The organism is Nocardia wallacei (assembly GCF_029869545.1).
GTDB lineage: Bacteria > Actinomycetota > Actinomycetes > Mycobacteriales > Mycobacteriaceae > Nocardia > Nocardia wallacei_A.
Genome location: NZ_JARWQD010000073.1, coordinates 60,482 through 71,812, shown reverse-complemented (window position 1 = coordinate 71,812; position 11,331 = coordinate 60,482). Strand labels below are relative to the sequence as shown.

The 11,331-nt window shown below is 70.0% G+C and carries 9 protein-coding genes; 5 read left to right on the top strand and 4 right to left on the bottom strand.

Features of this window, described 5'->3' with window-relative positions; all coding sequences use genetic code 11:
* Window positions 1-101: 101 nt before the first annotated feature.
* From QH290_RS04815 to QH290_RS04800, 4 genes are all read right to left on the bottom strand, one after another.
* Window positions 102-884, bottom strand: a complete 783-nt coding sequence (locus tag QH290_RS04815; protein ID WP_280265126.1) for an FAD-binding oxidoreductase — start codon at window positions 882-884, stop codon at window positions 102-104.
* A gap of 118 nt (window positions 885-1,002) precedes the next feature.
* On the bottom strand, window positions 1,003-2,160 hold the full coding sequence (locus QH290_RS04810; RefSeq protein ID WP_280265127.1) for a globin domain-containing protein: 1,158 nt from the start codon (window positions 2,158-2,160) through the stop codon (window positions 1,003-1,005).
* A gap of 216 nt (window positions 2,161-2,376) precedes the next feature.
* Window positions 2,377-3,234: a pirin family protein gene (locus tag QH290_RS04805; RefSeq protein WP_280382070.1), complete on the bottom strand. Its 858-nt coding sequence runs from the start codon at window positions 3,232-3,234 to the stop codon at window positions 2,377-2,379.
* 84 nt (window positions 3,235-3,318) lie between these two features.
* Entirely contained in the window at window positions 3,319-4,314 is a 996-nt protein-coding gene (locus QH290_RS04800) for an NADP-dependent oxidoreductase (RefSeq protein ID WP_280382069.1), read from the bottom strand.
* A gap of 138 nt (window positions 4,315-4,452) precedes the next feature.
* On the opposite strand from QH290_RS04800, the gene clpB reads away from it, so the two are divergent.
* The 5 genes from clpB to QH290_RS04775 all read left to right on the top strand — a co-directional run bounded on the left by clpB (window position 4,453) and on the right by QH290_RS04775 (window position 11,329).
* Window positions 4,453-7,008 carry an ATP-dependent chaperone ClpB gene (gene clpB / locus QH290_RS04795; protein ID WP_280382068.1) on the top strand — a complete coding sequence of 852 codons (2,556 nt, stop codon included), beginning with the start codon at window positions 4,453-4,455 and terminating at the stop codon, window positions 7,006-7,008.
* A 122-nt stretch (window positions 7,009-7,130) separates the two neighbouring features.
* Window positions 7,131-7,979, top strand: a complete 849-nt coding sequence (locus tag QH290_RS04790; protein WP_280382067.1) for an alpha/beta fold hydrolase — start codon at window positions 7,131-7,133, stop codon at window positions 7,977-7,979.
* A gap of 70 nt (window positions 7,980-8,049) precedes the next feature.
* Window positions 8,050-8,910, top strand: a complete 861-nt coding sequence (locus tag QH290_RS04785; protein ID WP_280265132.1) for a DUF5666 domain-containing protein — start codon at window positions 8,050-8,052, stop codon at window positions 8,908-8,910.
* A gap of 91 nt (window positions 8,911-9,001) precedes the next feature.
* Window positions 9,002-10,495, top strand: a complete 1,494-nt coding sequence (locus QH290_RS37880) for a hypothetical protein (protein ID WP_342213232.1) — start codon at window positions 9,002-9,004, stop codon at window positions 10,493-10,495.
* Window positions 10,496-10,516: 21 nt separating this feature from the next.
* On the top strand, window positions 10,517-11,329 hold the full coding sequence (locus tag QH290_RS04775) for an SDR family NAD(P)-dependent oxidoreductase (RefSeq protein ID WP_280265133.1): 813 nt from the start codon (window positions 10,517-10,519) through the stop codon (window positions 11,327-11,329).
* Window positions 11,330-11,331 lie beyond the last annotated feature (2 nt).

Here is an 11,331-nt window from a genome sequence, read left to right as displayed (position 1 = left end):
TGCCGCGGCCCCCCCCCACCCCCCCGCCGTGCGGGGGGCCCCCCCCCCCCCCCCCCCCCCCCCCCCCCCCCCCCCCCCCCCCCGGAATTGTGGGGAGGTTGCTAAAGCCCTTCGTAGCGAATGGCTTCCGCGGGCGTACCGTTCCGGATCAGGCTGTCCATGGTGGACCGGACCATGCCCGGGGAGCCGCACACCAGGACCTGATGGTTGAGCAGCGGGCCCATATCGCCGACCACCTCGGCGAGCGTGCCCTCCAGCATCTCGTCCACCTCGAAACCCACGTCCACGCGGCAGCTTTCGTGCCACTCGTCGCGCCAGTCCGGGTCGTAGGCGCTCTCGACCACGGGAACGACGGTGAGCCAGGGCAATTCGCCCGCCAGCAGGAACAGCATGTCCGAGGCGTACAGGTCACGGGGTGAGCGGCCGCCGACGAACAGGTGGGTGCGGGGCGGCTCGGGGCGGCGCGACAGGTCCAGCAGCAGCGAGCGCAGCGGCGCCAAACCCGTTCCGCCGGCGATCATCACGACATCGGTGGCCCAGTCGTCGACGCTCAGCCAACCGACCGGCGCGCCGATCCGCCACTGGTCGCCGGGCCGGGTGTCGGCGACGATCGAGCCGCTGCACCACCCGCCGGGCACCGTCCGCACGTGGAACTCCAGCTTGCCGTCCAGGGAGGGCGGCAGGGCGGGGGACAGCCGTCGCCGCAGCCCGGGGTGCTGCGGCAGCTGCACCTCCACCGACTGCCCGGCCAGGAACGGCACGTACTCACCGATCAGGCGGATCACCGCGATGTCGTGGCGCAGCCGATGATGGCCGACAACCGTCGAGGTCCACTCCTGCGCGTCCAGGCGGATCTCGCCGGTGTCTTCGGGCCCGATCGTCACTGCCTACCTCTTCACTCGAACTGTGGATCCCGGCCAAAAGCACGCCGGGAATGTTGGGCCGTGCCGGTGGCCGGGAATGTTGGGCCGTGCCGGGCAGGCGGGCGGGCGCCGGACCGGGTCATACCGGATCCGACATGATCGTCCACTCCGGTGTGCCGACCGCCATCAGGGCGCGCTTGGTATCGGCGATCATCCGGGCCGACCCGGCGATCTGGATCTGCCGGTCCGCCCACGCGCCGAAGCTGGCGACCACCGCGCCCAGATTACCGATCAGCCGACGGTGCATGCCGAACGGCGGATCCACCGGCGGATACGGATGCCACCACGGGTTGGATTCGTTCTCGCACACCGGAATCACGGTCAGCCACGGATTGCTCAGCGACAGCTGCCACATGTTCTCGACGTCGTACAGGTCGCAGGGGTAGCGGCCGCCGATGAAGAAGTGCACCCGCGGGTTCATGCCGCGCCGGCCCATCTCGATCAGCTGCGCGCGCAGCGGCGCGATCCCGGTGCCGGAGCCGATCATCAGCACATCGCGCCCGGTGTCGCGCTCCACGTGCAGCCCGCCCAGCGGCCCGGCGATCAGCCACGGATCCCCGACCCGGGTCTCGTTGACGATCGCGGGGCTCACCCAGCCCGTGCGGACCTTGCGGACGTGGAATTCGATCTCCCCGTACGGGTTCGTCGGAATCGCCGGAGACAGGTAGCGCCACATCTTCGGCCGCTGCGGAATCGACACCGGCACGTACTGCCCGGCCTGGTACGGGATCGGCGATTCCGACTGCAGCCGCACGATGGCCAGATCGTCGAGCACCCGGCGATGGCCGACCACCGTCGCCTCCCAGTAGGGCTGCGAGGTGTCGGAGTTGGCGCCGATCGCCATCGAGGCCGAGATCAGGATGCCGATATCGCGCCAGCCCTCCTCCAGCTGCCGGGTCCAGTTCGCCCCGTTGTAGGTCCGGAACCCGGCGACCAGCGCCCGCCCGGCGAGATCGTAATGGCCGGGCTGGACACCGAATTTGCGGTGGTCGCGGGCGAGTTGCTCGAGGAAACGCTGGGCCCGGTCCCAGTCCTCGAGGTGGTCGAGGACGAAGCCGATGGCGGTCATCAGCCGCTTGGCCTGCATATCCATCGCCGGCGGGAACAGCTCGCGCAACTGCGGGTTCTCCGCGAACAGGTGCCCGTAGAACGCGTTGATCAGCCGCTCGGGCCCGTTCGGCGCCTCGACAACGGACCGGAAGTTGGCGCGGACCAGCGCAGCCGTACGCGCATCCACGACGTCGAGCTTCCTTTCTACCTAGAACTATCGGAAGCCACCGGCTCACCGGCGGCCCTCGCGCTCCAGTATCCCCGAAAAAACCGTGGTCGCACGGTTATGGGCGGATTGCATTACCCACAATCGCAGGTGGCCAAACCGGGAAAGATCGGGATTTCGGGCGGCGATCAGCGCGGAAAACGGACGCCGCGAACGACGTTCGGCGAGGCAGGACGCTCAGGCGGCCGGAAACGGCCCGAAGACACCGCGCTTGTAGTCGATCAGGGTTTGCCGGATCTGATCGTCGGTGTTCATCACGAACGGGCCGTAGGCGACCACCGGCTCGGCGAGCGGGCTCCCGGTGCACAGCAGCACCCGCAGCCCGGCGTCCGAGGTGATCGACAGGGAGGTCTCGGCGTCGGCGACCTCGAGATGCACCACCTGGCCCGCCCGCGCGGTGGCGCCGTCGGTGCCGAAGCGCCCGCTGCCGTCGAGCAGGTACGCGAAGCCGCGCTGTCCCGCCGGGATGTCCTGGTTCAGGGTGTGTCCCGGCTCGATGCGGGCCTCGACCAGGGTGACCGGTACCCGGCCGGTGTGGGGCCCGGCGATATCGCCGGACCGTCCGGCGAAGACCCGCACGAGTGCGCCGTTCTCCGTCCGGACCGGCATGTCCGTCCCGCGCAGATCCCGCGAGGACGGTTCGGCGAACTTGTCGGCGGCGGGCAGGTTCAGCCCCAGTTGCAGCGTGTGCACCGGGCGCCCGCGGTGCGCGGCCTGCGCGCGCAGCATGCCGCGCCCGGCCGTCAGCCATTGCACGTCACCGGATTCCAGCACGCCGCGGCCGCCGCGATTGTCGCGGTGCTCGAGCGCGCCGTCGACGACATAGGTGACGCTGTCGAAGCCGCGCAGGGGATGCCAATCGAATCCCGCTGTGCCGAACCAGTTCTCGGCCAGCTGCAGGAACGGGTCGGTGGCCGCCCAATTCCCCGGCGCGATCACCAGCGCCGAGTTGTCGGTACCGCCGCTCGGGCCGCGGTCGATCCGGTCGCGGACCGCGGCGACCGCACGACCGGGTAGGTGTGCCGCTGTCGTCATGGTGGCTCCCTCTGTCGCAGGTCGTGACGCCCCTCAGATCGTGACCGACCGATATGGGTCGTCCCGGGGCTGGGAATTCCGCCCTCAGACGACGAGCACCGTTTTTCCGCGGGCGCCGCTCGCACCCAGCACCTCGGGGGCGTCGGTGAGCGGGCGGACCGCGTCGATCGGGACGACCACGTCGCCGTCGGCCACGCGCTGCAGCAGGCGGCGCAGTTCCGTTGTCCCGCCGGTGGATTCGAAGTTGCCGCCCTTCAGGCCGCGCCCGCGCAGTTCGGCCTCGTCGGCGGCGAAGATCGTGCTGTAGACCAGGCCGCCGGGCCGCACGATCTGCGTGAGGTCCGCCAGCTGCGGTGCGGGGGAGACCAGGTCGAACAGCACATCGACGCCGTCGGGATGGGCGAAGCGCACCGAATCGCCGACCGGGGCCTGCGTGTAGTCGACGACCTCCGTCGCGCCCAGCCGGATCATCCGGTCGCTGTCGTCGGGGCGGGCCGTGGCGATCACCCGCGCCCCGGCCGTCGCGGCCAGCTGCACCAGGAACGAGCCGACACCGCCCGCCGCGCCGTTGATCAGCACCAGCTGCCCGGAGTCGATGCCGGTCGCGTCCGCCAGATCCTGGGCGGTCAGCCCGGCGGTGGGCAGCGCGGCGGCCTGCAGGGCCGTGACCTCGTCGGGGATCGTGGTGGCCTTGTCTTCGGGCACGGTGAGGAATTCGGCGAAGGTGCCGTGCCCGATCGGCGGGACCAGGAATTTGCCCGCCACCCGGTCGCCGACCGCGAAGGCGCCGGCGCCCGGGCCCACGGCCGAGACCGTCCCGGCGCCGTCGACGCCCGGGATCATCGGAAAGTCGTAGGGGAGTTTGCCGTCCAGAATGCCGTCGATGAGCTTACGGTCGTAGGGATTGACGCCGGCCGCCTCGATCCGGATCTGGATGCTGCCGGGGCCCGGCTCCGGCGTCGGCATATCGGCCGGTTCGGGCCGGCCGCCGAACTCGTGTACCACCATCGCGCGCATCGCTGCTCCATTCGTCCGGAACGGGTGTTCGGTCAGCTGGGGTGATGCGTCGAGCACGGTCATCGTAGGCAGAATGCGGCCTGGTCTTGCGTCGCGCCGCGAAATTTCTCAAACTTGAGCGGAACAGACTCAACTCCTACCGCGTTGAACTGATCGGAGCAGCACACAGGCGCTGCGGAATCGACTAGTAGGAAGGTGCATGTGGACTCGTTCAATCCCACCACCAAGACCCAGGCGGCACTGACCGCCGCCCTGCAGGCGGCCTCCGCCGCCGGTAACCCGGAGATCCGTCCGGCGCACTTGTTGGTGGCCTTGCTGGATCAGACCGACGGCATCGCCGCGCCCTTGCTGAAGGCTGTCGCGGTCGACCCGGCAACGGTGCGGCGCGAGGCCCAGGACATCGTCGACCGGCTGCCCCGGGCGACCGGTGCCACTACCTCCCCGCAGCTGGGCCGCGAGGCGCTGGCCGCGGTCACGGCCGCGCAGAAACTGGCCACCGAACTCGGCGACGAGTACGTCTCCACCGAGCACCTGGTGGTCGGCCTGGCGGAGGGCGATTCCGATGTGTCGCAGCTGCTGTTGAAGTACGGCGCCAGCGCCGACGCGCTGCGCGACGCGTTCACCGCCGTGCGCGGTAATGCCCGGGTGACCTCGCCGGATCCCGAGGGCAGCTACCAGGCGCTGGAGAAGTACTCCACCGATCTCACCGCCGCCGCGCGCGAGGGCAAGCTCGATCCGGTCATCGGCCGCGACACCGAGATCCGCCGGGTCGTGCAGGTGCTGAGCCGCCGTACCAAGAACAATCCCGTACTGATCGGCGAGCCCGGCGTCGGCAAGACCGCGATCGTGGAGGGCCTGGCCCAGCGCGTCGTAGCCGGCGATGTGCCGGAATCGTTGCGCGGCAAGCGAATCGTCGCGCTCGACCTGGGCGCGATGGTGGCCGGGGCGAAGTACCGCGGCGAATTCGAGGAGCGGCTCAAGGCCGTGCTCGAGGAGATCAAGCAGAGCGCCGGGCAGATCATCACCTTCATCGACGAGCTGCACACCATCGTCGGCGCCGGGGCCACCCGCGCGTCGGGGATGGGCGCCGGGGACATGATAAAGCCGATGCTGGCCCGCGGTGAGCTGCGGCTGGTCGGTGCCACCACGCTCGACGAGTACCGGCGGCACATCGAGAAGGACGCCGCCCTGGAGCGGCGCTTCCAGCAGGTGCTGGTCGGCGAGCCGTCGGCCGAGGACACCATCGGCATTCTGCGTGGGCTCAAGGAGCGCTACGAGGTGCACCACGGCGTGCGCATCACCGACTCCGCGCTGGTCGCAGCGGCCACGCTGTCCGATCGCTACATCACCTCGCGGTTCCTGCCGGACAAGGCGATCGACCTGGTCGACGAGTCGGCCTCGCGGCTGCGCATGGAAATCGACTCGCGCCCGGTCGAAATCGACGAGGTCGAGCGCGCGGTACGCCGCCTCGAGATCGAGGAGATGGCGCTGGCCAAGGAGACCGACGAGGCATCCAAGCAGCGGCTGGAGAAGCTGCGCCAGGAGCTCGCCGACGACCGCGAGAAGCTCAACCAGCTCATGGCCCGCTGGCAGAACGAGAAGCAGGCCATCGACTCCGTGCGCGTGGTCAAGGAGGAGCTCGAGAACCTGAAGGGCGAATCCGAGCGCGCCGAGCGCGACGGCGACCTGGGCAAGGCCGCCGAGCTGCGCTACGGCCGCATCCCACAGCTGGAGAAGCAGCTGGCCGAGGCCGAGAAGAAGGCGGGCACCGCCGCGGACGGCGAGGTCATGCTGCAGGAAGAGGTGGGCCCCAACGACATTGCCGAGGTGGTGTCGTCGTGGACCGGAATCCCGGTGGGCCGCATGCTCGAGGGCGAGACCCAGAAGCTGCTGCGCATGGAGGAGGAACTCGGCAGTCGCGTGGTCGGCCAGAAGGAGCCCGTGCAGGCCGTGTCCGACGCCGTGCGCCGGGCTCGCGCCGGAGTGGCCGATCCGAACCGGCCGACGGGCTCGTTCATGTTCGTCGGGCCGACCGGCGTCGGCAAGACGGAGCTGGCAAAGGCGTTGGCGGACTTCCTGTTCGACGACGAGCGCGCCATGATCCGCATCGACATGAGCGAGTACTCCGAGAAGCATTCGGTGGCTCGCCTGGTCGGCGCCCCGCCCGGCTACGTCGGCTACGACCAGGGCGGCCAGCTGACCGAGGCGGTGCGGCGGCGGCCGTACACGGTGGTGCTGTTCGACGAGATCGAGAAGGCCCACCCGGACGTGTTCGACATCCTGCTGCAGGTGCTCGACGAGGGCCGGTTGACCGACGGCCAGGGCCGCACGGTCGACTTCCGCAACACCATCCTCATCCTCACCTCCAACCTGGGGGCGGGCGGCGACAAGGATTTCGTGATGAACGCCGTGCGTTCGGCGTTCAAGCCGGAATTCCTCAACCGCCTCGACGACGTGGTCATGTTCCACGCGCTGAACGAGGAGGAGCTGGAGGACATCGTCGACATCCAGCTGGCGCAGCTGCAGAAGCGCCTGGCGCAGCGGCGACTGACGCTGGAGGTCAGCGATTCGGCCCGGTTCTGGCTGGCCGTGCGCGGCTACGATCCGGCCTACGGCGCGCGCCCGCTGCGCCGCCTGATCCAGCAGGCCATCGGCGACTCGCTCGCCAAGGAACTGCTGGCCGGTGAGGTCGCCGACGGCGATCTGGTGAAGGTCGCCGTCTCCCCGGACGGCGACGGGCTCATCGTCGGACGCTGAGTCGCGCGGTGGCATCGCCATAACCCGCACTGCTCGCGGTCGGAACTTTTCGTTCCTGGACGGTGCGATCGGGCTGCTCGACAGTGGATTCGGAGGACCACGCATCAGATCCGGAGGAATCCATGAGGCGCACCACCGAATTCGACGTCACCGAGGGCACGCTGCGGCACGGGATGCCGTACCTGGCGATCGGATCGGGGCGCCCGCTGGTGTTCCTGGTCTGGTTCACCCCGGATCACGCCACTCCGACCGGGCGGATGCGCGAATCCCTGCTGCGCGCGCTCGCGCCGTTCGCCCGGGATCGCCGGGTGTACGCGGTGTACCGGGCCCCGGGCATGGCGGGCGGTACGACCATGGGCGAGATCGCGACCCAGCACGCCGAGGCCCTGCGGGAGGAGTTCGGTGAGCCGGTCGACGTGCTCGGGGTGTCCTCGGGCGGTTCGATCGCGCTGCAGCTCGCCGCCGACCACCCGGACGTCGTGCGGCGGCTGGTGACCGTCTGCTCGGGATACCGGCTGGACGAACACACCCGCGTCGCACAGCTGAGGTATGCCGAAGCGGTGGCGAACGACCGGCGCGGCCTGCACCACAGTGCGCCGATGCTGTTCCGGTCGGCGTGGCAGGCGCGCGCCGCCGCCGCTCTGCTCTGGCTGGTCGACCCGTTCGTGCGGCCCCGCGATCCGGCCGACACGCTCGCGTTCGTGCGGGCCGAGGACCGGTTCGACCTGACCGGCAGGCTCGCCGACATCACGGCACCGGCGCTGATCGTCGGAGGCGACCGGGACTCGGCGTATTCGGTGGAGAATTTTCGGCACACCGCCGCGGGGATCCCGGGCGGTCGGGTGCGCGTATATCCCCGCGTCACCCATCTCGGTGCCGTCAAGGATCCGGCACTCGTCGCCGATGTGCGCGGATTCCTGGACGGCAAGCCGGTCGGCACCGCGGCATCGGGATCCGCGACGCACCGCTGACCGGCCCCGGGTCGCGCCGTCGTGCGGCACTTACCTGCTGTATCCCTGATCTGCACCTACGCTGGACGGCATGACGAATCCGAGTGACCCGTGGGCGCAGCGGCCGGATTCGCCCGACGCGCCGACCGAGCGGGTCGGCCCGTCGGAGCGGCCCGGCGAGCCGGAACTGCACACATCGGAGTACTCGGAGGCGTACGGCCAGGGGGCCGATCCGACCGTGCCGTACCCGTACGCGCCGCCGCATCAGCCCACCCAGGCGTATCCGTATTTCGACCAGCCGCCCGGGCCCAATGCCACCCGGGAGCTGCCGCCCTACGACAGTGCCTGGGGCGGATACGAGGATCCCTACGGCGCGTACCCGGCGGGGTACGACCAGCAGGGCGTCGCTGGGGCCGGTGCGCCGCCCGGCGGCCCCACCCAGCCGATCGGTCCGACCGGCCCGCCGGGTGAACCGCCGCGCCGCAGCCGGACGGGGCTGTGGATCGCGCTCACCGCGGCCATCTTCGTCCTGGTGGTGCTGGGCGGCATCGCCGCGGGAATGTTCCTGGCCGGAGACGATTCCGCCAGCACGACGGCGGGCAGCAGCGGCACCCGGTCGACGCCGTCGCGCATTCCGGTGGTCCCGCCGAATCCGTCCGGCAGCCAGCAACCGGGACTGCCGCCGCTGCCCGGGCTCGGCGATATCGATGACATCGGCGCCACCATGGGCACGATCAGCACCAACGACGGCTCCACCCTCACCATCGAATCGCTGATGGGCACGACGGTCACGGTGCACACCGATGCGCAGACCCAGGTCATCGCGGCGGGGTCGAGCGCGGTCACCGACCTGCACCCCGGCGATATGGTGGTGGTGCAGGGCGACAAGGCCCCCGACGCCTCGATCCTGGCCAAGATCATCATCAGCACCTCGGTCACGCCGCCGCGATAAACGCCGTCCGTGCCGTCGTGGGACGCGTCAACCCGCCACGCACCGGCGTGCACCCACCGTGGCACGCATGCGCCAACTAGACTCGACAGCGATGACCGCAGCAATCTGGTTCGGGCTTGCAGCGATCGCACTGGTGGGTGCGATCGTGCTGCTGTATTTCGATCGGCTCCAGCGGCAGCGGACCGGTCATGTGCGGCAGGTCTGGGCAAAGTCGCAGGGCTACACCTACGTATCCGTCGAACCGTCGCTGGCGTCCAACTGGCGCCGCGGTGCCATGGCCAAACTCGGCTACCTCTCCGCGGTGGACGTGGTCTCGGGCAACCGCAAGGGCGAGAAGTTCGTGCTGTTCGATCTGGAGGACGCGGCGACGCTCGTCGCGGTGCGCCGCCAGATCGGCTCCGATATCGATATCGACCTGCGCCTGAAGACGGCCTCGCCGCCCAAGGACGCCGATCTGGAGCTGCTCGGCGCGATCGGTGACCGCGTGGTGTTCGCGACCAATCCCGATATCGCCCGCCACGCCGTCGATCAGCGCATGGTCGCCTTCATCGAGTCGCTGCCCGATTCGGTGCAGCAGCTGTGGAGCGAGGGCAACTGGACCCTGGGCATGCTGCCGGTCGGCACCGCCGCGCGGGACTGGGAGGGTGCCATCGACGCGGTGCTGCGGCTGTCGGGCCTGCTGCACGTGCTGCCCCCGGTCGCCGGTGGCGCCGATGCGGGCCGCCGCGAGAGCGATCTGCACGATCCCGGCCGTCCCCGCCCGCGGTCGCGGGGCTCGGAGCCGGAGGAGGACGACTACCCGGAGCGGGCTGCGGCCTACCCGAATCCGCATTTCGACGACGACCCGCGGTACCGCGACCGCGCCTACGACGACGATCGCGCGGGCGACGGCTCTTACGACGAAGACGGTCCGTACGGCGGTGACCGCGCGTATGGCAAGGATCGCGACGAGGACGGTCCGTACGACAGCGACCGGGCGTATGGCATGGGCCGCGGGTACGACGAAGACGGTTCGTACGGCGGTGACCGCGGCTATGGCAAGGATCGCGACGAGGACGGTCCGTACGGCGGTGACCGCGCGTATGACAAGGGCCGTGCGTACGACGACGATTCGTACGGCGGTGACCGGGCGTACGGCGAGGAACGCCCTTACGACGACGGTTCCCGTGACGGCGACCTGGGCGGTTATGGCAAGGGCCGCGCCTATGACGAGGACCGCGATCGTGCGGGGCGCCGCCTCGACGATACGCAGCCCGTCGACGACGACCGCCGCTACGAGTACGAGGACGACGACGCCGATTTCGCCCCGCTGGTCAAGGACATCGCGGGCGAGACCGAGCCGGAACCGCCGCGCCGCCCGCAGCTGGCCGTCGTGCCCGATCCGCGCCAGCGCATCCGGCGCGACTGGCCGCCGGCCGAGGAGCTACCGGAGGACGACGACTCCGATTCTCCCGCAGCCGATTTCGACGACGATTTCGTCGAGGACGAGTGGCGCGAGGACCGCACCCGCGAGGAACTCCCCGATCGCCCGGGCGGGCCCTTCCATCCCGGGTTCCGCCCGTATCAGGGTCCCGCACCCCGATGACGGGTGCGGGATGATGGCGGCATGAGCGATACCTCTGCCGCTTCGCGTCTGCCCGGCGCCACTCGTCCCGTCGCCCTGATCACAGGTCCCACCTCCGGAATCGGAGCGGGCTATGCCGAGCGCCTGGCCTCGCTCGGCTACGACCTGGTGCTGGTGGCGCGGGACGAGCAGCGACTCACCGCGCTGTCGGAGGAGCTGCGGCGGCGCTTCGACACCCGGTCGGAGATCCTGCCTGCCGACCTGGCCGACGGCGCCGACCGCGAGCGCGTCGCGGCCCGCCTCGACAAGGGGGTCGAATTCCTGGTCAACAACGCGGGATTCGGCCTGTCCGGCGAGTTCTGGTCCGTCGATCCGGCGCGCCTGCAGGCGCAGCTGGACGTCAACGTCACCGCGGTGGTGCAGCTGACCCGGGCGGCGCTGCCGTCGATGATCGCCGCGGCCAAGGGCTCGGTGGTGAACGTGGCCAGCGTCGCGGGCCTGGTGCCCGGACGCGGTTCGACCTATTCGGCCTCCAAGGCCTACGTCATATCCTTGACCGAAGGACTGGCCGGCGGACTGGCCGGAACCGGGGTCCGGGTGCAGGCGCTGTGTCCGGGCTTCGTGCGCACCGAATTCCATCGGCGAGCCGGGATCGAAATGTCCTCGCTGCCGAAACCGATGTGGCTGAGTGTGGATCAGGTCGTGGCCGGTTCGATGCACGACCTGGAGAAGGGCCGGGTGATCAGCGTGCCCGGTGTGCAGTACAAAGCGCTGACGGCGGTCGCCGGGCTGATTCCGAGGTCCGTGCAGGTCCGCCTCAACCGAGGCATGTTCAACGCACGCGGAAGGACGTAAAT

Excerpts from the sequence above, each read along its gene's own strand:
- QH290_RS04790 (WP_280382067.1), top strand. The coding sequence starts at position 7,131 with ATGAGGCGCACCACCGAATTCGACGTCACCGAGGGCACGCTGCGGCAC.
- QH290_RS04775 (WP_280265133.1), top strand. The coding sequence starts at position 10,517 with ATGAGCGATACCTCTGCCGCTTCGCGTCTGCCCGGCGCCACTCGTCCC.
- QH290_RS04800 (WP_280382069.1), bottom strand. The coding sequence starts at position 4,314 with ATGACCGTGCTCGACGCATCACCCCAGCTGACCGAACACCCGTTCCGG.
- QH290_RS37880 (WP_342213232.1), top strand. The coding sequence starts at position 9,002 with ATGACCGCAGCAATCTGGTTCGGGCTTGCAGCGATCGCACTGGTGGGT.
- QH290_RS04785 (WP_280265132.1), top strand. The coding sequence starts at position 8,050 with ATGACGAATCCGAGTGACCCGTGGGCGCAGCGGCCGGATTCGCCCGAC.
- QH290_RS04805 (WP_280382070.1), bottom strand. The coding sequence starts at position 3,234 with ATGACGACAGCGGCACACCTACCCGGTCGTGCGGTCGCCGCGGTCCGC.